Here is a 21,467-nt window from a genome sequence, read left to right on the forward strand (position 1 = left end):
TCGATCAGAGCTGGTGGCCGAGCTTGTACTCGCCCTGCTTGTACTCGGGCATGTCCTTGTCGTCGTCCGGGCGGGTGTACGAGAACCCGTCCGCCCCGATCGTCACGGCCATCTCGGAGTCGTCGGTGCGAGCCACGACGGGCTGAGGGTTGCCGTCGAGGTCGAGCACGAGCGATGCCTCCGTGTACCAGGAGGGCACGACCGGGTTGCCCCACCAGTCCCGACGCTGGTTGTCGTGCACGTCCCACGTGATGACGGGGTTGTCGGGGTCGCCGGTGTAGTAGTCCTGCGTGTACACCTCGACGCGGTGGCCGTCGGGGTCGCGCAGGTACAGGTAGAACGCGTTCGAGACGCCGTGGCGACCGGGGCCGCGCTCGATGGCGTCGGAGCGGCGCAGAGCACCGAGCTTGTCGCAGATCGCGAGGATGTTGTGCTTCTCGTGTGTCGCGAAGCACACATGGTGCATGCGGGGCCCGTCGCCGCCGGTCATCGCGGTGTCGTGCACGGTGGGCTTGCGGCGCATCCAGGCGGCGTACACGGTGCCCTCGTCGTCCTGGATGTCCTCGGTCACGCGGAAGCCCAGGTCCTGCATGAACTTGACGGCGCGAGGCACATCGGGGGTGACCTGGTTGAAGTGGTCGAGACGCACGAGCTCGCCGGGGATGTGCAGGTCGTAGCGCCACGACATCCGCTCGACGTGGTCGGACTGGTGGAAGAACTCGATGGGGAAGCCCAGCGGATCGACCACGCGCACCGAGTCGCCGACGCCCTTGACGAAGCCGTCGGGGTTGCGGCGCACGTCGCAGCCGAGCTCGGTGTAGAACTCCACCGCCCGGTCGAGGTCGGAGGTGTCGCGGACGCGGTACGAGAACGCGGCGACCGCGGCGATCGGACCCTTGCGCAGCACGAGGTTGTGGTGGATGAACTCCTCGGTCGAGCGGAGGTAGATCGCCTCGTCGTCCTCCTCCGTGACGTACAGGCCGAGCACGTCGACGTAGAACACCCGCGAGGCTGCGAGGTCGGTGACGACCAGTTCCATGTAGGCGCAGCGCAGCACGTCGGGCGGCGTGCTCTCGGGGGTCGGGACGGGGTCGTCGGTCTGGATCGGAGCCTCCTGGCTCACGTAGTAGCCCGATGAGGTCAGCGTCTTCGCAGTCTTGTCGGTCACCGCAGGGTCCTTGCTCAGTTCTTGCCGAAGGTCGGGTTGTGGGCGCCGCCGAGCGTGATGTGCACGCTCTGCTGGTCGGTGTAGAAGTCGATCGACCGGTAGCCGCCCTCGTGGCCGAGGCCCGAGGCCTTGACGCCGCCGAACGGGGTACGCAGGTCGCGCACGTTGTTGCTGTTGAGCCACACCATGCCGGCCTCGACGGACTGCGCGAAGTTGTGGGCGCGCTTCAGATCGTTGGTCCAGATGTAGGCGGCGAGGCCGTACTTCGTGTTGTTCGCGAGCGAGAGCGCCTCCTCGTCGGAGTCGAACGGCGTGATCGCGACGACCGGACCGAAGATCTCCTCCTGGAAGATGCGGGCGTCGGGGGAGACGTCGGCGAACACGGTCGGGGCGACGAAGTTGCCCTCGTCGAACCCCTCGGGGCGGCCTCCTCCGGCGACGAGGCGCCCCTCGGTCTTGCCGATCTCGACGTAGCTCATCACCTTGTCGTAGTGCTCGGGGTGCACGAGCGCGCCGACCTCGGTCGCGGGGTCGTGCGGGTAGCCGACCTTGACGCGCTTCGCCTGCGCGGCGTACCTCTCGACGAACTCCTCGTAGATCGAGCGCTCGACGAGGATGCGGGATCCTGCGGTGCAGCGCTCGCCGTTGAGCGAGAAGACACCGAAGATCGTGGCGTCGACCGCGGCCTCGAGGTCGGCGTCGGCGAAGACGACGGCGGGCGACTTGCCGCCGAGTTCCATCGACAGGCCCTTGAGGAACGGAGCCGCGTTGCCGAAGATCAGCTGCCCGGTCGAGCTCTCGCCGGTGAACGAGATGAGGGGCACGTCCGGGTGCTTCACGAGGGCGTCTCCGGCGTCCTCGCCGAGGCCGTTCACGAGGTTGAAGACGCCCTGGGGAAGCCCTGCCTCTTCGAAGATCCCCGCCCACAGCGAGGCCGAGAGCGGTGTGAACTCGGCGGGCTTCAGCACCACGGTGTTGCCGGTCGCGAGTGCGGGGCCGAGCTTCCACGACTCGAGCATGAACGGCGTGTTCCACGGCGTGATGAGGCCGGCGACCCCGATCGGCTTGCGGTTGACGTAGTTCATCTGCTTGCCGGGCACCTTGAACGCGTCGTCGGACTGCGCGACGATCAGGTCGGCGAAGAAGCGGAAGTTCTCGGCGGCACGGCGGGCCTGGCCGAGGGCCTGCGTGATCGGCAGACCGGAGTCGTACGACTCGAGCTCTGCCAGGCGGGCGTCGCGCGACTCGACGATGTCGGCGATCCTGTGCAGCACGCGCGAACGCTCGCGGGGGAGCATGCGCGGCCAGGGGCCCTCGTCGAAGGCGCGCTTCGCGGCCGCGACGGCGAGCTCGATGTCGGCCTTCTTGCCCGCCGCGGCCGTCGTGTACGTCTTGTTCGTCACGGGGTCGAGCACATCGAACGTGTCACCGTCGACCGAATCGACGAACGCGCCGTCGATGTAGTGCTGGATGTGATCGGGGAGGTCTGCGGGGATGCGGGAATCGGTCATGACTCGTCTCCTGAGTTGTGGTGAGAACGGGCGTGCAGCGCGTCGAGGAAGGCGTCTCTCGTGCGCAGGCGGTGGTTGCGGGCGGCGAGCTCGATCTCGAGCGGGTCGGCCCCCGCACGGATCAGTTCGATGATCTGCGTGTGCTCCTCGACGGAGTGCTGAGCTCTGCCGGGGACATAGGCGAACGTGGAATCCCGGATGCCCGAGAGTCGCGCCCACCCGCGGTGGACGAGGTCGAGCAGATGCGGATTGGGGCACGGTTCGAACAGCAGCGAGTGGAACTGCCGGTTGAGCTCGGTGAACGCGTGGGCGTCGAGGTGGCCGAGCATCTGCGTCATCCGCTCGTTGACGGCTTCGGCAGCGTCGAGCATCGTGTCGTCGAGCAGGGGAGCGGAGAGCGCGGTCGCCGCTCCCTCGACCAGCCCGAGCGTCTGCATGGTGTGTGCGTATTCGCTCTCGTCGACCAGGGTGACGCGGGCGCCGACGTTGCGCTCGAAGGTCACGAGACCCTCGGCCTCGAGGCGGCGGATGGCCTCGCGCACCGGCACGACGCTCATGCCGAGTTCCTCGGCCAGCGACCCCAGCACGAGCCGGTAACCGGGCCCGAATGTGTGTCCCGAGATGCGCGAGCGGATCCATGTGTAGGCCTGCTCGGATTTGCTGGCGTTCGCGATCGTGCTCATGACCGAGCTCCCGCGTCGGACCCTGCGCCCGTCGCGGCTTCGTATCTGGCGCGCCATTCCGCATTTAGCGGGAACAGCCCGTCGACGGGGTGCCCGGCCGCGACCTGCTCGGCGATCCAGGCGTCTTCGACCTCCTGGGCGAGCGCGTCGTCCGCGACCTGCGCGGCGAGAGCGGGCGGGATCACGATGACCCCGTCGCTGTCGCCCACGATGATGTCGCCAGGCTGCACGGTCGCGCCGCCGCAGGAGATGGTGATGTCGAAGTCCCACGGCACGTGCTTGCGGCCGAGGACCGAGGGGTGCGCGCCCCGCGAGAACACCGGGAGTCCGATCTCGGCGACCGCGTCGAAGTCGCGCACACCTCCGTCGGTGACGACGCCGGCGGCGCCGCGGGCGACGGCGCGCAGGGCGAGGATGTCGCCGAGGGTTCCCGTCGTCGCGTCGCCCCTGGCCTCGATCACGATGATCTCGCCCGCCTCGACGGCATCGAACGTGCGCTTCTGCGCGTTGTAGCCGCCTCCGTGGGCCTTGAAGAGGTCTTCACGGAAGGGGACGAAGCGCAGCGTCTTGGCCGTGCCGACGATCTTGCTGCCCGGGATGTTCGCGGCCACCCCGTCGATGAAGCACGAATGATGCCCCCTCTTGCGCAGCTGCGCCGAGAGGCCGGCAGTCGGCGCCTCGAGCAGCTTGGCGCGCAGCTCGGGGGAGAGGGCGGGTTCGGTCGACTCGGCAGGAAGACCCGCCTCTTCGCGGGATCCCCATGCTTCGGTGCGCTGCAGGTCGTCGACAGTCGGGAGCGACCCGAGGTCCGCGTCGAAGGGCACGTCGCCCTGTGTCACCGTCGTGACGAGCCGACCGGAGGACGGCGCGCCCGGGGCATCCGGAGCATCGACCTCGATCTCGACCACGTCGCCCGGGACGATCACGGAGGACCCTGCGGGGGTTCCGGTGAGGATGACGTCGCCGGGCTCGAGCGTGAAGTGCTGGGAGAGGTCGGCGACCAGCTGCGCGAGCGGGAAGATCAGCCCGGCAGTCGTGTCGTCCTGGCGGAGCTCACCGTTGACCCAGGAGCGCACGCGCAGGGCGGCGGGATCGACGGTGCGGGCGTCGATGAGCTCCGGGCCGAGAGGCGTGTAGCCGTCGCCGCCCTTGGAGCGGACGTTGGAGCCCTTGTCGTTGGCGCGCAGGTCGTAGAGCCCCAGGTCGTTCGACGCGGTGACCCCGCTGACGTGGGCCCAGGCGTCTTCGAGGGAGACGTTCCGCGCTGCGGTGCCGATCACCAGAGCGATCTCGCCCTCGAACGCGAGCAGCTCGGTGCCGGCCGGGCGTTCGACCGTGCCACCGGAGACGCCGACGGAGCTGGACGGCTTGAAGAAGTAGGAGGGGGCTGCGGGCCTGCGTCCTCGCTGATCCGCACGGGAGGCGTAGCTCAGGTGGATCGCGATGATCTTGCCGGGGCGGGTCATGGATGCCGTCACGGGGCGCCTCCTCGCGCTTTCATCGACGCCTTGTGCGTCGTATTCGAAATCATATATCATCGTGTCACCCCTCGGCAAGCAACTCGAATCACCTCGCGAGCGAGCCGTGACAATGCGGTCACAATCAAAGGAGACACCCCTATGAGCGGGCAGTCACAGGCTGGGTTCACACCCACCGGAACCATCGCGACAACGGCCGATCGGCGCCGGGTCGTGTTCGCCACAGTCGTCGGCACCACGGTCGAGTGGTACGACTTCTTCATCTACGCCACGGCCGTCGGCCTGGTGTTCGGACAGCTGTTCTTCGAGCCCCTCGGAGCGAACAGCGCCATCGTCGCGTTCGCCACGGTCGGCGTCAGCTTCCTCTTCCGCCCGCTCGGGGCCTTCCTCGCCGGCCATTACGGCGACAAGCTCGGACGCAAGACCGTGCTGATGTGGACGCTGATCCTGATGGGTGCCGCGACCGCCCTCATCGGTGTGCTGCCGACCTATGAGGCGATCGGAATCGCCGCACCCATCATGCTGGTGCTGCTGCGCATCCTGCAGGGCATCTCGGCCGGCGGCGAGTGGGGCGGGGCGGTGCTGATGGCCGTCGAGCACGCGCCCAAGTCGAAGCGCGGGATCTTCGGCGCATCGCCGCAGATCGGCGTGCCGCTCGGCCTGCTGCTCGCGTCGGGAGTGATGGCGCTGATGACGGCGATCGCACCGGGAGATCAGTTCCTGCAGTGGGGCTGGCGCATCCCGTTCCTCCTGAGCGTCGTCCTGATCCTCGTCGGCTACTACGTGCGCCGGAAGGTCGAGGAGAGCCCGGTCTTCATCGAGCTCGCGGAGCGCAAGGAGAAGGCGAGCATGCCGATCGTGCAGCTGTTCCGCAAGCACCTCCTGCTCGTGATCGTCGCTGCACTCGTCTTCGCCGGCAACAACGCGGTCGGCTACATGACGACCGGTGGATACATCCAGGGATACGCCACCAACCCCGAGGGGCCGATCGGCCTCGAGCGCGGACCCGTGCTGTGGGCGGTCACCGGTTCCGCCGTCACCTGGCTCATCACGACGCTGATCGCCGGATGGCTGTCGGACCGCATCGGTCGACGCACCACCTACATCATCGGCTGGGTGATGCAGCTCGTCGGTGTGTTCACGCTGTTCCCGCTCGTCAACACCGGCGATGTCGGGCTGCTCTTCGCAGGGCTCGCGATCCTGACGATCGGTCTCGGCTTCACGTACGGACCTCAGGCGGCTCTGTACACCGAGCTCTTCCCTGCGAGCATCCGCTTCTCGGGCGTCTCGATCTCGTACGCGATCGGGGCGATCGCCGGCGGGGCGTTCGCGCCGACCATCGCGACCGCCATCGTGCAGGCCACCGGTTCGACGCAGGCCGTCACCTGGTACCTCGCCGGCATGACGCTGCTCGGCCTCATCGCGACGCTGCTGCTGCGCGATCGCTCCGGGATCCCGCTGGGACCGGACCACGAGGAGGAGCAGTCCGTGAGTCCGATCCGTGGGCTCGCCAAGGTCTGATCCACATCAGCCGTCCACAATTCAGCATCGATGATGGTGCAGGCGATGCGTCGCTCCGGTTCTTCGGGGGCGACGCATCTGCCGTCTCCCATTCATGCTGAATTGTGAACGACGTCAACCGTCGAGGGCTTCTCGGATCGCCGACGCAGAGCGCCGCAGACGCGCCGCGATCTCGGCGTCGTCGAGGTCGGTGGCCACGTGCACGACCGCGATCGCCGCAGGGCGCTGACCACGAAGCGCGAGCGGCACGGCGACGGACTGCACGGTGGGGATGACCTCGTCGTGACTCGTCGCGAATCCGCGCACGCGCGCCTCGTCGACCTCCGCGTGCAGGGCCGGGCGCGCATCACCCGGCCATTGCGAGATCGGGAGCTGCGTGAGGATCGCCTTGCCCGGTGCCCCCACCGTGACCGGATGCCTGGCGCCAGGCCGCTGGGCGACGCTCGCGATCGTATGACGAGGTTCGATGCTCGCGAGCGTGATGCAGTCGTCTCCGTCGAGCACGCCGAGGAAGCAGGTCATGCCGAGTTCGTTCGCGATCGCGGTCAGCTCGGGGATCGCCTCGGCCTGCAGGTCGTGGGCGACGCCGGCAGCCAGCGCCGCCATGCGCGGGCCCAGTGTCACGGCCCCTGACGCGTCTCTCCCGATGAGCCGGTGGTCTTCCAGTGTTCGCAGCAGCCGGTAGGCGACCGAGCGATGGACCTCGATTCTGGCGGCGATCGCGTCGATCGTGAGCGGGATCCGCGCATCGGCGAGTACCTCGAGGATCCGGATGCCGCGGCTGAGGGTCTGTGAGGCCGGAGTGCCTTCGGGCATGCGTGCGCTCCCTTGCGTTTCGAGACGGGCGTCCCTAAGCTGTGTTCAATAGTAGAACATCGTGTTCGAATATAGAACACACGTGGTTCGAAGGCAACACCCGACAGTGACGTCCGGAAGGAATCGACGACGATGCAGTTCCACCACCACGGCTATGTCTCGGGAGACCCGCGTGTGAAGGATGCCGCGGGCATCGGCACCGAGCGGCCCGCAGACCTCCCCGACGAGATCGATGTCCTGATCGTCGGCTCCGGCCCCGCCGGCATGCTGCTCGCCGCGCAGATGTCGCAGTACCCCGATGTCTCCACTCGTATCATCGAGAAGCGTGACGGTCGTCTGGTGCTCGGGCAGGCCGACGGCATCCAGCCGCGGAGCGTCGAGACGTTCCAGGCCTTCGGGTTCGCCGAGCGCATCATCGCCGAGGCCTACAACATCGGGTGGATGAACTTCTGGGGACCGAACCCCGAGCGTCCGAACGAGATCGTGCGCACTTCGAGGACCGCCGACTACGCCTACGACATCTGCGAGTTCCCGCACCTGATCGTCAACCAGGCGCGCGTGCTGGACTACTTCGCAGAGGCCGCGGCGAACGGCCCCGGTCGCATCGTCCCCGACTACGGCGTCGAGTTCATGCGGCTGACCGTGCACGACGAGGGCGAGTACCCGGTCGAGGTCGCGCTGCGATACGTCGCGGGGGAGCGGGCGGGTGAGGAACGCACGATCCGAGCCAAGTACGTCGCGGGCTGCGACGGTGCGCGCAGCGGCGTGCGCCAGGCGATCGGGCGAACGCACGTCGGGGGCAGCGCTGCCCACGCCTGGGGCGTCATGGATGTGCTCGTGAACACGGACTTCCCCGACTGGCGCACCAAGTGCGCGATCAACTCGGAGGCGGGAAACATCCTGCACATCCCGCGCGAGGGCGGATACCTCAGCCGGATGTACATCGACCTCGGCGAGGTCGCCGAAGACGATGACCACCGAGTGCGGCAGACGCCGATCGAGGACATCATCGCCAAGGCGAACGCGATCCTCAGCCCCTACACGCTCGACGTCAAGGAGGTCGCCTGGCACAGCGTCTACGAGGTGGGGCACCGGGTGACCGACGGGTTCGACGACGTGATCGACGGGTCGGGCCGCACGCCGCGGGTGTTCCTCACGGGCGATGCCTGCCACACGCACAGCGCCAAGGCGGGTCAGGGCATGAACGTGTCGATGCAGGACGGCTTCAACCTCGGGTGGAAGCTCGGCTCCGTCCTCACCGGGCGGGCGCCCGAGGCGCTGCTCGCGACGTACGGCGCCGAGCGCCGACCGGTGGCCCAGCAGCTCATCGACTTCGACCGGGAGTGGTCGACGCTCATGGCGCGCAGGCCCTCGGAGATCACCGACCCCAGCGACCTCGCGACCTACTACCTCGCGACCGCGGAGTTCCCCTCCGGATTCATGACCCAGTACACCTCGTCGATGATCACGGGTTCCGACGCGCACCAGGCGCTCGCCGCAGGGTTCCCCCTCGGCAAGCGCTTCAAGTCGGCAGAGGTCGTGCGGGTGGGCGACGGCAACGTCGTGCACCTCGGCCACCACGCCAAGGCCGACGGACGGTGGCGCGTCTACGCATTCGGAGGTCGGGATGCCGCGACGCTCGACGCGTGGGCGTCGCAGGCGGAGCCTGTGCTGGCGCGCTTCACGCCGGCGGATGCCGATCAGGACGCCGTCTTCGACGTCAAGGCGATCTACCAGCAGCCGTACGAAGAGGTCGAGGTCACGTCGGCTCCCGCGCTGTTCCAGCCGAGGACCGGTCCGCTCGGTCTCACCGACTGGGAGAAGGTCTACGCCGCCGGGCCGTCGAAGTGGACGGAGATCGACATCTTCGAGGCGCGGGGACTGTCGCGAGACGGCGTCGTGGTCGTGGTGCGCCCCGATCAGTACGTCTCCGCGATCCTGCCGTTGGATGCCGTCGATGAGCTGGCGGCGTTCTTCGAGGGAGCGTTGCTGCCCGCGTCCTGACATCTCCTCGGCATGACACGTGTCATGCCGAGGAGATGACACCGCCCTCCGGCGCCGTCGTCGCCCCTCCGCGAGGCTGGAGGCATGAACAACACCTCCAGGGGTCGTCCGGTGGCGCAGGCTGCCGCTCGTCCGGCATCCAACGCCTCGAACGATGATCCGGTCGTGCTCGACCTGCGCGGCGTCACGCGCCATTTCGGCTCGGGCGACCGTCGCGTGCAGGCCGTGGCCGGAGTCGATCTGTCGATCCGCCGGGGAGAGGTCGTGGCCTTGCTGGGGCCGAACGGCGCAGGCAAGACGACCACCCTCGACATGCTCCTGGGGCTCACACAGCCCAGCACCGGCACCGTGCAGGTGCTCGGGGTCACGCCGGAGCGGGCCACGTCGAGCGGCGCGATCGGCGCGGTGCTGCAGACCGGCGGTCTGCTGGGCGACCTGACCGTGGGCGAGACCGTGCGCCTCATCGCCTCGCTGTACGGAGCAGAAGCCATCGCACGCGTGCCCGAGGTCATGGCCCGTGCCGATCTCGAAAACCTCGCCCGCCGTCGGGTGTCGAAGTGCTCCGGTGGAGAGCAGCAGCGGGTGAAGTTCGCGCTCGCCATGGTCTCCGACCCCGACATCCTCGTGCTCGATGAGCCGACGGCAGGTATGGATGTCACCGCCCGGCGGCACTTCTGGGACGTCATGCGGGCGGATGCGGATGCCGGGCGCACGATCGTCTTCGCCACCCACTACCTGGAAGAGGCGGAGCAGTTCGCGCGCCGGACGGTGGTGATGCACCGCGGCGCGATCGTCGCGGACGCCCCCACCGCGCTGCTGCGCGCGAGTCTCGGGGAGCGGAGCCTCTCCGCGACCGTCGACTCGGCCGATGCGGTGCTCGTTGCGACGTTGGAAGACACGGACGGCGTCGTGGACGTGCGACTGGACGGGAACCGGCTGAGCCTGCGCGCAGCGGACTCGGACGCCGCCGCCCGGATCCTCCTCGACTACGGCGCCCACGACCTCGAGATCGCCGCCGCCACCCTCGAAACCGCCTTCACGGCCCTGACGGAGAACTGACATGCTCGTCTCACCCACCATGCTGCGCATTGAAGGCATCCGTCAGCTGCGCAACCCGTACACGCTCGCGTTCACGCTGGCGATGCCGGTCGCGATGTACCTGCTATTCGGCGCGGGGATGGGCTACGGCTCGCTCTCTGCCGGCCATGGCAACGTGTCCTTCTACGTGATGACGTCGATGGCCGCCTACGGCACGGCGGTCGCGATGAGCTCGTTGACCTCGCTCGCGGCGACGGAGGCGAAGCAGGGCTGGGGTCGTCAGCTCGCGATGACCCCGCTGACGACCGCAGGCTACGCACTCACGAAGCTGCTCACATCGGTCGCCTTCGCTGCGCTGGCACTGGTCGCCGTCTTCTCCGCCGGCATGATGACCGGCGCACAGGTCGAGGATGCCTGGCGCTGGGTGGCCACTGCGGCCCTCATCCTCGGGATCGGCCTGATGTACGGGCTGTTCGGACTCGGCGTCGGCCTGTTCTTCAGCTCGGACTCCGCCGCGGCGCTGGCCTCGATCTCGATGACGTTCTTCGCATTCTTCGGCAATGTCTTCATGCCGCTCGACGGGATGATGCTCGACATCGCCCGCTTCACGCCCCTGTACGGTTTCGTCGCCCTCAGTCGCTGGCCGTTGACCGACGGTGTCCTCACGACGGGGCAGACGGACGAGCCGTGGATGCTGCTCCTGAACATCGTCGTGTGGCTGGGACTGTTCGGGCTGCTGGTGACCATGGGTATGCAGCGCTCCCGGTCGCGGCAGTAGGAACCCGGCATCACTCGGCGTCGATAGGTTGGACGGATGATGCAGGACTCGAAGCGGGCATCCTCGGACGCATCCGGGGACGCCCGGCGGCTCGCCGCCCTGGGAGCACCGCCGGCCGCATGGTCGGCCCCGGGAGCGCGCGCCCCACGTGGACCGGTGGGGAAGGATCCCTGGGCGCGGTTCGGCTGGCTGATGGCCGTGATCTGGCTGGTCTTCCTCGTCTACCCGGTGCTGTCGCTCCTGCGCTCCGAGGCGCCGCCCCCGTGGATCGTCGTGGGCTGGATCGCGCTGATCGCCTTCGTGCTGCTGTACGTCACCGGCTTCGTGCACGGGATGCGCGGCGGGGGCGGGTTGGGGCGACCGCCGTCTGTACGGCAGTGGGTCACGTTCGCGCTCCTCATCGTCTGCGCACTGATCTCCGTGCCGGCAGAAGGCGGGTCCGCGCTCAGCTTCCTTCCGTTCATCATGTCGTTCGCCTCCTACGGGCTGACGCGTGTGTGGCACTGGATCACGACGGTCGCCGCCCTGACGTTCGCGGCGCTGTGCGTCTTCCTCCTCCCCGGAGGCCTCAGCTACCTGTCGGTGCTGGCGATCATCGGACTGCTGGGCGTCGTCAACACGGTGTCGACCTGGCTCATCATCCGCTCGGGAGAGGCTGAGCAGCTCGGGCTCGAATTGGCGACGAGTGAGGGGCGCGAAGCCGTCGCCCGCGACGTGCACGACCTGATCGGCCACTCGCTGACGGTCGTCGGTCTCAAGGCGCAGCTCGTGCGCCGCCTCATGGATTCCGATCCGGAGCGCGCGAAGGCCGAGCTCGCCGACATCGAGCGGCTGACGGCGGAGGCGCTCGCCGGGGTGAGGTCATCGGTGTCCGGTGCGCGCGCGGCCACGCTCGTCGAGCAGCTCGCCTCGTCTCGGGACTCGCTCCGCGCTGCCGACATCGAGCTGCGGGTCGACGGCGAGGTCGATGCCCTCTCGCCGGTGCAGGCGATCACCGCGAGTTGGATCCTGCGTGAGGCGACGACCAATGCGCTGCGTCATTCGCGGGCGCGTATGGTGCGTGTGCTGCTGGCGCCCGGACGGCTGGTGGTCGACGACGACGGGGTCGGCATGCCTGAAGGTGCAGGTGAAGGCGCGGGCAACGGCATCCGTGGCATGCGCGAGCGTGCGGCGGCAGCAGGAGCAGGCTTCGCGATCGCCGGAGTGCGTGCCCCCGAGCGCTCGGGGACCAGGGTGGAGGTGACCTGGTGACGGCCGCGAGTGAGGGTGCGCGCATCCGTCTGCTCATCGCCGACGATCAGGCGCTGGTGCGCGGCGCACTGGGGGCACTGCTCGAGCTCGAGCCCGACCTCACCGTGGTCGGCATGGCATCGGACGGTGCAGAGGCGCTGCGGCTCGCGGAGGAGCTGCGACCGGATGTGTGTCTGATGGACATCCAGATGCCGGGCATGGACGGCGTGGAGGCGACGCGTCGGGTACGCGCGGCGAGCCCGACGACGCAGATCCTCATCGTGACCACCTTCGCGCGCCCCGGATATCTGCGGTCGGCGCTGGACGCCGGAGCCAGCGGGTTCATCGTGAAGGACACCCCTGCCGAGCAGCTGGCGGAGGCGGTGCGTCGGGTGCATAGGGGCGTGCGCGTGCTCGATCCGGTGCTCGCCGCGGACAGCCTGTTCGACGGTGCGAACCCACTGAGCGAGCGGGAGCGTCAGGTGCTCCGTCTCGCTGAGGACGGCCGATCGGCCGCTGCCGTCGCGGCCGAGGTGTTCCTGTCTGCGGGCACGGTGCGAAATCACCTCTCCGCGGCGATCGGGAAGACGGGCGCGGCGAACCGTGCGCAGGCCGTGCGGATCGCGCTCGACAAGGGCTGGATCTGACGCTCATTCCGCAGCGGATGCGATGCGCGCCCGCTGCGCCGCTGCGTGCTTCTGCCGGGCGAGCCAGGTGTGGTTGGCGATCGCAGCTCGGAGTTCGGTGGTGTAGTCCTTTCCGGCGTCGGGGTATCGGCGGAGATTCCGCAGATGGAAGGGTGATTCTTCCCGATGGGGCCCGGTGCCGTCGATGCGCCTGGCGAGGTCGGTGAGGCTGTCGCGGCCCGCTTCGCGGTACTGGCGGCGCTCGGTATCATCCAGGCGGATCAGGCACGAGTCGTCGATCATCGAGCTGATCGTGTATCGGGAGTCGAGGTACAGGTCGCCGTGCTGTTCGACCAGGAACCACGAGCCGGGCTCGTGGTCGACGTAGCGCATCGCCTCTCGCGTCGCGGCGATGCGAGCGGCGTCGCCCCACTGCTCTACGGGAGGGACCGCCTCGTGTGGTCGTCGCAGTGCGGCATCCAGAGGGTGATGGCCGAACGTCGGCGAGGAGTCGCGATACAGGGTGAGACATGCGACCCGACCGCACGCGGTGCAGGTGACCTGGCTCTCCACTCGCTCCAACAGGGCGGATGCGTGCAGGGGGCGGAGGTCGCTGAGGGGCACTGGCCCGTCTCTGCTCGTGAGCGCTCCTGCCTCGACGCCGTCGACGAGACGGCGGATCGTGCCGTCCAGATCGAAAAGACCGTCCTCGGTGCGTGCGATCAGCTCGCGGCACACCGGGCAGCCGTCGTGGACCGGACGGCACGTGTCCTTCGGGTCATCCACGGTGAAGGCCACCCGCTGCAGGTCACCGGCTCGGCGGCCTCCGTGCTTCACGAACTCCGGGCGCAGATACGCGGCCTCGAGCACGAAGTAGCGGTCGCCCTCTGCGAACCTCCACGGGGCGTCGAAGATCGCCGTGAAGTCCGAGAACGTGGCGCTGTTGTCGATCCCGGGGACCCACTCGGCCACATCGAGTCCCCGCGGGGCGAACGACGTGGGTGTGAGGTGGAGGATCACGGCGATGACCGCGTCGTCATGCAGCACGATCTCACCACCGGATCCGAATCTCAGGTGCCGCGAGAGCACGGCCGGTTCTCCGATGCGATATGCATCGGTCTCTGCCGGGCTGGTACCGAACGCAGCCATCAGGTCTCTCGCGGCGACGTCGCCCTGGGGCTCGCCGAGTGCCTGGAAGATCAGCTGCATCCGGTCATGCTCTCGTCGTCGCGTCACCGGACCAGTATCCGTCACCGATGACCGCACGCGCGGCCAGTCGGCGGGGTTAGGGGATGCGCCCTCTCTCTGGCGGGTGTCGGAAGCCCCGCGTAGCCTGAGGGCCGATGGGCGCTGACGCCCACAGTGAGGAGCGCATGATGACCTGGAAGATCGAGCTCATCTTCGTGCCGGTGACCGACGTCGACCGCTCGAAGGAGTTCTACACGAAGATCGGATTCAACCCCGACCACGATCAGGTGCCGTACGAGGGGCTCCGCTTCGTGCAGATGACTCCGCCGGGGTCCGCCTGCTCGATCGCCTTCGGCACGGGACTCGAGATTCCTCTCGAGCCGGGGCAGCAGAAGACGATCCAGGTGGTGGTGCCGAACGCCGACGAGGCGAAGGCACAGCTCGAGGCCGTGGGCGTGACGACCAAGGGCGTCGAAGACCTGGGCTGGGGGCGTTTCGTCTGGTTCGACGACCCCGACGGCAACACCTGGACTCTTCAGGAACTGCCCGACTACAGCGCGCAGGCCTGACGCAGCCGGAGCCCCGAGGCAACGGCAGGCTGAGGTCAGCGTGCGGAGATCGTGCGCAGGGCCGCTGGCGCGCCCTCCGGAAAGAGCACGCGGACGCCGGTCTCGATGTCGGCGATGGGCACCCAGCGCACAGGGCTGCCCTCGTCGAGTATCCGGAGTTCGGCGTCGAGCGGCACGGCATCGAGCGCTGCGGACGACACTGCGAAGACGTGCGCGATCTCATGCCCGGGTGCGCCCTCGTACGTGAAGATGTTCTCGAAGACGCCGAGCGGCTCGGCGCCGTCGAGCTCGACGCCGAGTTCTTCCATGAACTCTCGCCGGAGCGCCTCCACAGCTGTCTCGCCGAACTCGATCCCCCCGCCGATCGCGCGGAGGAAGTCGAGTCCGCGTGAGCGGTCGTGTCCTTCGAGGGCGAGCAGATGCCCGTCCTTCACGGGGAGGCCGACGGCGATGTTGCGGATGGCAGGCACCACGGAAGGCTAACGCAGGAGGACGGGCGCGCGGCTCAGGGTAGTCGGAACGCCCCGCCGGACACCACGATGCCGCCGGTCGGCGGGATCGTCACGGTGAGCAGACTCGGGCGACGAACGTGCGCGCCCTGGTGGATGCGGACGGCCTGCTCCGTATGGCCGAGATCCCGCAGGTATGCGCCGACGGATGCCGCCGCTGATCCCGTCGCCGGGTCTTCGGTGATGCGGCCGACCGGGAACAGGTTGCGCGCGTCGAAGTCCGCAGGACCCACCGCGTGCAGCACCGTCACGGTGCCGAGCCACCCCTGTTCGCGCATGAGCGCAGCGACATCGGCGGGGAAGAAGCGGAACTGATCGAACAGCTCTCGGTCACGGAGAGTGATGACCGGATGCCAGTTGCCGGCGAACGCCTCCTTCGGAGGGAATCGCTCGTCGAGATCCGTGACCTCGACGCTCAACAGGCTCAAGAGCCTCTCGAGCACCGATGCGTCGAGATCGCGCACCTGAGGCTCGACGCTCGTGAACGACACGATGATCCGTCCGTCCGCGTCTGCGACCGACCGTAGCGTGACGGCGCCGGCATCGGTGTCGAAGACCACATCTCCGACACCGTCGCTCTCGGCGAGGGCGACGGCGGTGGCGACCGTCGCATGGCCGCAGAACGGCACTTCGGCAGCAGGCGACCAATAGCGCACCCGATAACGCGGAACCGGTGCATCCGCGGCCCGGCCGACGACGAACGCGGTCTCGGAGTATCCGACGTCCGCGGCGATGCGCTGCATCCGCTCGTCGGACGTCCCGCCGGCATCGAGCACCACCCCTGCGGGGTTCCCCCCGGTGGGGGTCGCAGCGAACGCGCTGTAGCGCAGGATATCGAGGTCATCGGTCATGACGAGGAGCCTAGCGATCCCGCAGGGTCACGAGTTCACACGGATGATCTCCTGCTGGTACGGCGCGATGACGTCGCCCGAGATGCGGAGGTCGAGCAGCAGGAAGCGTCGCGTCGCGGCATCCTCGAGTGCCCAGGTGCCGAGCCGATCGAGATCCGCGAGGGTCTTCACGACGACGCCCTCTGCGCCGACAGCGGCACCGAACGCGGCGAAGTCGACCTCGGGGATCCGCATCGGCCCCTCAGCCAGTCCCTTGAGACCGTACAGGTTGACCTCGGCGCCGTACGCGGCGTCGTTCCAGATCACGGCGACGCCACGGCCCTGGGCGGCACGGACGGCTGACTCGAGGTCGGCGATCGCCATCAGGCCCCCGCCGTCGCCCGACGTCAGCACGACGGTCGACTCGCGGCGGGCGAGAGCCGCGCCGACGACACTCGGCCAGCCCTGTCCGATCGACTGGAAAGCGGTGCCGACCATCATCATGCGGTCGGGGGCCTCGACCGGCCAGTACATGTTCGCCCAGCCGATGAAGTGTCCGCCGTCGGAGACGACGACACGGTCGCTGGGCAGCAGCTCGGCGATGCGGCGTGCGGCCGACCGGGGGTCCAGGCGCCCGTCTGAGGCGAGGTCGTCGCCCTCGTCGTACGTGCGTGCCGCGGCGACGTCGACGGACTCGCGCCAGGGCATCCCGAGCACAGATTCGGATGCCCGGTGCGACGCGCCGTCCGTGAGTCCCGACGTCTCGGCGCGGCGTGCCTCAGCTCCGAAGCTGTGCTCGGCAGCGTCGATCTCGGGAGCGGCGCCGGAGACGAGGGAGCCGACCCGCGCGACGAGCTCCTCGGCTGCGAGGCGGGCGTCCGCACGGACGAAGCCGCCGACATGAGGATGCGTGGCAGCCGGGGCGATGTCGATCTGGAAAACGCGGGTGCCGGGCGCGAAGAGCTCGCCGAAGCGCATCGTGAACTGGTTGAGGGAGGCGCCGAAAACGACCGCGACGTCAGCGCTGCGCACGAGCTCCATGGCGCCGTCGGCACCGAATCCGCCGGTGACGCCGAGGTCGTACTGCGACTCGGGGAACACGCCGCGACCGAGTGCGGACGATGCGGTGAGGGCACCGGTCAGGCCGGCGAGCTCGCCCAGCGCACCACCCGCGCCGGCCAGCCAGGCACCACGACCGGCGAGCAGGAACGGGCGGGATGCTCCGGCCAGGGCCGCGGCGATCTCACCCAGCGTGCCTTCGGAGAACTCCCCGCGAGGGGCGAGCGGCGCGGGGAGTCGCGGCGCCGGCGCCTCGGGCACTGCACCCGCCTCGAGCGCGGCCACGTCGTAGGGGATGGCCAGCACGACCGGCACGCGGTAGGTCAGCGCGTGCTCGATCGCGATCACGGTGGTCGCGGCGGCATCCGCGCGACCGACCGTATAGGTGCGGGCGCCGACGGCCGAGGCGAGCGCGATCTGATCGACGTCCCACGGGCGAGGACCGGAGGTCGGCTCATCGCCGACCACGAGCACGAGCGGCACGTGGGCCTGCACGGCCTCGGCGAGCGCCGTGAGCGTGTTCGTGAAGCCCGCGCCGTAGGTCGAGGTGCCGGCCGCGATGCGTCCGGAGGCGCGGAAGTGCGCGTCCGCGGCGACGACCGCGCCCTGCTCGTGGCGGACGGCCGTGAATACCGCATCCGTCTGCGTCTCGATCGCGTCGAGGAAGTAGGCGTTGCCGTTGCCCATCACGCCGAAGACGGCGTCGATGTGCTGGGCGAGGGTGTGTGCGACGTGCGCGGAGACGGTGGGCATGGGGAAGCCTTTCGAGACAGGGACGGAGAACGTGCGATTCCGTATGTGTCTCGCCCCCGCGTCATCGTGGGGTGCTTCGTGCCTCTTTTTCAGGCACCGGCGGCAGAGGTCGCCGGACGTCTAGATCCTACAGCCGTGGTCGATGTCGCGGCTCCGTCTCGTGCGCGTAACACCGCCGAAACGGTGGCAGGGAAACATGCGGTCATGGAGTCGCTGTTCAACGGATACACCTCGCGTCGATCACCGCAGCGGGCGGGAGCAGCCCCGTGGGATGAGATGTTTCCTGCGGATGCCCCTCCGGGAGGCGAGGGAGTTCGCATTCCCTATAAGGACATGTATCCGGCGCTCGCGGGCATGGACGACGCCGAGCTGCGCGCCCGCACGGATGCACTCGCGAGTTCGTATCTCGCGCAGGGCGTGACATTCGACTTCGCAGGCGAGGAGCGCCCGTTCCCTCTCGACGTGGTGCCTCGAGTGATCGCCGCGGACGACTGGACGCTGGTCGAATCCGGGGTGAAGCAGCGCGTCCGGGCGCTCGAGGCCTTCCTGGCCGACGCCTACGGGCCACAGCTCGCGGTGCAGGACGGAGTGATCCCCGCGCCGTTGATCAGTTCGTCCTCGCACTTCCATCGTCAGGCGGCGGGGATCGTGGGGGCGAACGGCGTCCGCATCCACGTCGCGGGCATCGACGTCATCCGTGATGAGGCGGGAGCCTGGCGGGTGCTCGAAGACAACGTGCGCGTGCCCAGCGGGGTCAGTTACGTGCTCGCCAACCGGAGAGTGATGGCGCAGACGCTCCCCGAACTCTTCACGAGTCTGCGGGTGCGTCCGGTCGTCGACTATCCCGGGCGATTGCTGCAGGCCCTGCGCGCGGCAGCGCCCGCGGGTGTCGACGATCCGACGGTGGTGGTGCTGACCCCCGGTGTGCACAACTCGGCCTATTACGAGCACACGCTGCTGGCCCGCATGATGGGCATCGAGCTGGTGGAGGGTCGCGACCTCTTCTGCTCTGGTGGGCGCGTGTGGATGCACACCACAGCGGGGCCCACCCGCGTCGACGTGATCTACCGACGGGTCGATGACGAGTTCCTCGACCCGCAGCAGTTCCGACCGGATTCGGTGCTCGGGGCGCCGGGGCTGATGCTCGCCGCCAGACTCGGCAACGTGACCCTCGCAAACGCCGTCGGCAACGGGGTCGCCGACGACAAGCTGGTCTACACGTACGTGCCCGACCTGATCCGCTACTACCTGGGCGAGGAGCCGGTGCTCCCGAACGTCGACACCTGGCGGCTCGAGGAGCCGGATGCCCTCGAGGAGGTGCTCGATCGGCTCGACGAACTGGTCGTGAAGCCGGTCGACGGCTCAGGCGGCAAAGGGCTCGTCGTCGGACCGGATGCATCGCGCGAGACGCTCGACGAGCTCCGCAAGACACTGCTCGCGGATCCGCGAGGGTGGATCGCGCAGCCCGTCGTGCAGCTGTCGACCATCCCCACTCTCGTCGAGGACGGGTTCCGGCCGCGGCACGTCGATCTGCGCCCGTTCGCCGTCAACGACGGACAGGACATCTGGGTGCTCCCCGGCGGACTCACGAGGGTGGCGCTGCCCGAGGGGCAGCTGGTCGTGAACTCCAGTCAGGGCGGAGGATCGAAGGACACCTGGGTGCTGGACCCGTCTCTGTTCACAGGACCGACGACGACCGTGACGGGAGAGCCCGACCCTGCCGCCGATGAGGTCTCTCTCGCCACCGGGGCGATCGCGGTCGTGTCGACGAATAGGGAGGAGTCGCATCAGCCGTTCCTCTCCTCTCCGCAGGACGAGGATCTCGAGCTGCGTCATCACCAGCAACAGCAACAGCAACAGCAACAGCAACAGCAACAGCAACAGCAACAGCAGCAGCAACAGCAGGGGGGTGCGTCGTGCTGAGTCGTATCGCGGAAGCGCTTTTCTGGATCGGACGATACGTCGAGCGGGCGGACGGCACCGCGCGCATCCTCGACGTGCACCTGCAGCTGCTGCTCGAGGACCCGTGGGTCGAGGAGGACACCGCCTGCCGTGCGCTGCTCTCGGTCATGGGCACGACCGCCGATGACGACGCGGTGTTGAGCCGCGACGACGTGGTGCGGCTGCTCGCGCTGGATCGGGATCACTCCGCCTCGATCGCTCATTCGATCGCCTCCGCGAGGGAGAACGCGCGCCGTGCGCGCGAGATCATCTCGACGGATCTCTGGGAGACGCTCAACGAGTCGAACGCGCGGATGCCGCGACGGATCGCCTCGGACAAGACGCACCCGTTCTTCCGGTGGGTGCGCGATCGGTCGGCGCTCGCCTTCGGGGTCGTGGACTCGTCGACGAGCAGGGACGAGGCGTGGCACTTCTTCGTGCTCGGCCGCTCGATCGAGCGCGCCGACATGACGGCCCGTCTGCTGGCGACGCGGTCGCTCACAGAGGCCGGTGGACCCAGCTGGACGACACTGCTGCGCAGCTGCGGCGCATACGAGGCCCACCTGCGCAGTCATCGGGCCGTGCCGACCGGGGCCTCCGCGGTGGAGTTCCTGCTCGTCGATCGGCTGTTCCCACGGTCGGTGCTCTCCAGCATCCTCCAGGCCGAGGAGTGCCTGCGCGGGATCGATCCGGCAGGGGCCTTCGGAACCCCGGATCGCGCCCACAGGGTGCTGGGTCGCATGCGATCCGAGTTGGAGTACCGACCGATCGGCGACACCGTGCATCGTCTGTCCGAGAGCATGGAGGAGGTCCAGGTGGGCATGTCGATGGCGAGTGATGCGATCAGAGAGCGGTACTTCCCGTCGATCGCGATGCCCGTGTGGATCGGAGAGGCGCTGTGAGCCGGCTTCGGATCGTGCACCGCACGGGATTCCGCTACGAGCAGCCGGCGACGGCGTCGTACAACGAGGCGCGGATGCTGCCGCACTCGCGTGACGGGCAGTTCGTGCTGCAGGCGACTCTCGACATCTCGCCGACGGCGACGCAGCACTCGTACGCGGACTACTGGGACACGCGGGTTTCGACCTTCGAAGTGCTCACCCCGCATCAGGAGCTCTCGGTCACGGCGACCAGCGTGGTCGACGTCCGACCGCTGCCCCAGACGGGGGTCGGCATCGACTGGGATGAGCTCGCGGCTCGGATCCCGCAGTCGCTCGCGCTCGCCGAGTGCGTGACGCAGACGCCGGCGACCGAGCCGGACGAGGAGATGCACGAGCTCGCGCTGCGGATCGAGGCCGAGGGGGGCGGAGTCGACGAGACGGCCTTCGAGATCTGCAAGACCGTGGGGGAGGCGATGGAGTATCGGAGCGGCGTGACGGGGGTGAGCTCGACGGCGCGCGACGCGTGGCCGACGCGCTCGGGTGTCTGTCAGGACATCGCGCATGTCGCGCTCGGAGTGCTCCGGGCGGCGGGGATCCCGGCGCGGTACGTCTCCGGCTACCTCCACCCCGACCCCACGGCGGCGATCGGGCAGCCGGTGACGGGGGAGTCGCACGCCTGGGTGGAGTGGTACTCCGGCGAGTGGCGCGGCTACGATCCGACCAACCTCGTCGAGGTCGGGGAATCGCACGTCTACGTCGGTCACGGCCGCGACTACGCCGATGTCCCCCCTCTTCGGGGTGTGTACGCGGGGCCCAGTGCATCCGAGCTCTTCGTCTCGGTCGAGATCACTCGCCTGGGATGATCCGAACGACGTGGACGGACG

Annotated in this window: 19 protein-coding genes; 10 read left to right on the plus strand and 9 right to left on the minus strand. The window is 68.6% G+C overall.

Annotated elements, in window-relative coordinates:
* Positions 1-4: 4 nt before the first annotated feature.
* The 4 genes from hpaD to MRBLWH13_RS02680 are packed head-to-tail and all read right to left on the minus strand — an operon-like array spanning position 5 to position 4,828.
* Positions 5-1,168, minus strand: a complete 1,164-nt coding sequence (gene hpaD, locus MRBLWH13_RS02665) for a 3,4-dihydroxyphenylacetate 2,3-dioxygenase (RefSeq protein ID WP_341956776.1) — start codon at positions 1,166-1,168, stop codon at positions 5-7.
* 14 nt (positions 1,169-1,182) lie between these two features.
* Positions 1,183-2,679: a 5-carboxymethyl-2-hydroxymuconate semialdehyde dehydrogenase gene (gene hpaE, locus MRBLWH13_RS02670; RefSeq protein WP_341956777.1), complete on the minus strand. Its 1,497-nt coding sequence runs from the start codon at positions 2,677-2,679 to the stop codon at positions 1,183-1,185.
* Positions 2,676-3,362 (minus strand): GntR family transcriptional regulator, encoded by a 687-nt coding sequence (locus tag MRBLWH13_RS02675; protein ID WP_341956778.1) that lies wholly within the window; start codon positions 3,360-3,362, stop codon positions 2,676-2,678. The genes hpaE and MRBLWH13_RS02675 overlap by 4 nt, the downstream gene beginning before the upstream one ends.
* The gene (locus tag MRBLWH13_RS02680; RefSeq protein ID WP_341958377.1) at positions 3,359-4,828 is read right to left on the minus strand and encodes a fumarylacetoacetate hydrolase family protein; all 1,470 of its coding nucleotides are present in this window, start codon (positions 4,826-4,828) and stop codon (positions 3,359-3,361) included. Before MRBLWH13_RS02680 ends, MRBLWH13_RS02675 begins: the two co-directional genes overlap by 4 nt.
* Before the next feature lie 153 nt (positions 4,829-4,981).
* Here MRBLWH13_RS02680 and MRBLWH13_RS02685 point away from each other — a divergent pair, with 153 nt between their 5' ends.
* Positions 4,982-6,361, plus strand: a complete 1,380-nt coding sequence (locus MRBLWH13_RS02685) for an MFS transporter (protein WP_341956779.1) — start codon at positions 4,982-4,984, stop codon at positions 6,359-6,361.
* 114 nt (positions 6,362-6,475) lie between these two features.
* Here MRBLWH13_RS02685 and MRBLWH13_RS02690 read toward each other — a convergent pair whose 3' ends face one another.
* Positions 6,476-7,177 carry an IclR family transcriptional regulator gene (locus tag MRBLWH13_RS02690; RefSeq protein ID WP_341956780.1) on the minus strand — a complete coding sequence of 234 codons (702 nt, stop codon included), beginning with the start codon at positions 7,175-7,177 and terminating at the stop codon, positions 6,476-6,478.
* A 132-nt stretch (positions 7,178-7,309) separates the two neighbouring features.
* On the opposite strand from MRBLWH13_RS02690, the gene MRBLWH13_RS02695 reads away from it, so the two are divergent.
* The 5 genes from MRBLWH13_RS02695 to MRBLWH13_RS02715 all read left to right on the plus strand — a co-directional run bounded on the left by MRBLWH13_RS02695 (position 7,310) and on the right by MRBLWH13_RS02715 (position 12,874).
* On the plus strand, positions 7,310-9,181 hold the full coding sequence (locus MRBLWH13_RS02695) for an FAD-dependent monooxygenase (RefSeq protein ID WP_341956781.1): 1,872 nt from the start codon (positions 7,310-7,312) through the stop codon (positions 9,179-9,181).
* 84 nt (positions 9,182-9,265) lie between these two features.
* A complete protein-coding gene (locus MRBLWH13_RS02700; RefSeq protein ID WP_341956782.1) occupies positions 9,266-10,240 on the plus strand; it encodes an ABC transporter ATP-binding protein in 975 nt (324 codons plus the stop codon).
* Position 10,241: 1 nt separating this feature from the next.
* Entirely contained in the window at positions 10,242-10,997 is a 756-nt protein-coding gene (locus MRBLWH13_RS02705) for an ABC transporter permease (protein ID WP_341956783.1), read from the plus strand.
* Between the two features lie 36 nt (positions 10,998-11,033).
* On the plus strand, positions 11,034-12,248 hold the full coding sequence (locus MRBLWH13_RS02710; protein ID WP_341956784.1) for a histidine kinase: 1,215 nt from the start codon (positions 11,034-11,036) through the stop codon (positions 12,246-12,248).
* A complete protein-coding gene (locus tag MRBLWH13_RS02715; protein WP_341956785.1) occupies positions 12,245-12,874 on the plus strand; it encodes a response regulator transcription factor in 630 nt (209 codons plus the stop codon). The genes MRBLWH13_RS02710 and MRBLWH13_RS02715 overlap by 4 nt, the downstream gene beginning before the upstream one ends.
* 3 nt (positions 12,875-12,877) lie before the next feature.
* On the opposite strand, the gene MRBLWH13_RS02720 is transcribed toward MRBLWH13_RS02715, so the two are convergent.
* Positions 12,878-14,089, minus strand: coding sequence for a hypothetical protein (locus MRBLWH13_RS02720; RefSeq protein WP_341956786.1), 1,212 nt, complete (start codon positions 14,087-14,089; stop codon positions 12,878-12,880).
* Between the two features lie 140 nt (positions 14,090-14,229).
* Between MRBLWH13_RS02720 and MRBLWH13_RS02725 the strand changes: the two genes are divergently transcribed.
* Positions 14,230-14,610, plus strand: a complete 381-nt coding sequence (locus MRBLWH13_RS02725) for a VOC family protein (RefSeq protein ID WP_056311863.1) — start codon at positions 14,230-14,232, stop codon at positions 14,608-14,610.
* 35 nt (positions 14,611-14,645) lie between these two features.
* On the opposite strand, the gene MRBLWH13_RS02730 is transcribed toward MRBLWH13_RS02725, so the two are convergent.
* Genes MRBLWH13_RS02730 through MRBLWH13_RS02740 form a run of 3 tightly spaced genes read right to left on the minus strand, consistent with a single transcriptional unit; the run spans position 14,646 to position 17,761 of the window.
* A complete protein-coding gene (locus tag MRBLWH13_RS02730; protein ID WP_341956787.1) occupies positions 14,646-15,080 on the minus strand; it encodes an NUDIX domain-containing protein in 435 nt (144 codons plus the stop codon).
* Positions 15,081-15,115: 35 nt separating this feature from the next.
* On the minus strand, positions 15,116-15,970 hold the full coding sequence (locus MRBLWH13_RS02735) for a PhzF family phenazine biosynthesis isomerase (RefSeq protein ID WP_341956788.1): 855 nt from the start codon (positions 15,968-15,970) through the stop codon (positions 15,116-15,118).
* Between the two features lie 27 nt (positions 15,971-15,997).
* On the minus strand, positions 15,998-17,761 hold the full coding sequence (locus tag MRBLWH13_RS02740; protein WP_341956789.1) for a thiamine pyrophosphate-binding protein: 1,764 nt from the start codon (positions 17,759-17,761) through the stop codon (positions 15,998-16,000).
* 204 nt (positions 17,762-17,965) lie between these two features.
* Between MRBLWH13_RS02740 and MRBLWH13_RS02745 the strand changes: the two genes are divergently transcribed.
* The 3 genes from MRBLWH13_RS02745 to MRBLWH13_RS02755 are packed head-to-tail and all read left to right on the plus strand — an operon-like array spanning position 17,966 to position 21,446.
* Entirely contained in the window at positions 17,966-19,684 is a 1,719-nt protein-coding gene (locus MRBLWH13_RS02745; RefSeq protein ID WP_341956790.1) for a circularly permuted type 2 ATP-grasp protein, read from the plus strand.
* A complete protein-coding gene (locus MRBLWH13_RS02750; RefSeq protein WP_341956791.1) occupies positions 19,678-20,604 on the plus strand; it encodes an alpha-E domain-containing protein in 927 nt (308 codons plus the stop codon). Before MRBLWH13_RS02745 ends, MRBLWH13_RS02750 begins: the two co-directional genes overlap by 7 nt.
* Entirely contained in the window at positions 20,601-21,446 is an 846-nt protein-coding gene (locus MRBLWH13_RS02755; protein ID WP_341956792.1) for a transglutaminase family protein, read from the plus strand. The genes MRBLWH13_RS02750 and MRBLWH13_RS02755 overlap by 4 nt, the downstream gene beginning before the upstream one ends.
* Positions 21,447-21,467 lie beyond the last annotated feature (21 nt).

The sequence above is a fragment of the Microbacterium sp. LWH13-1.2 genome (genome assembly GCF_038397735.1).
Taxonomy (GTDB): Bacteria; Actinomycetota; Actinomycetes; order Actinomycetales; family Microbacteriaceae; genus Microbacterium.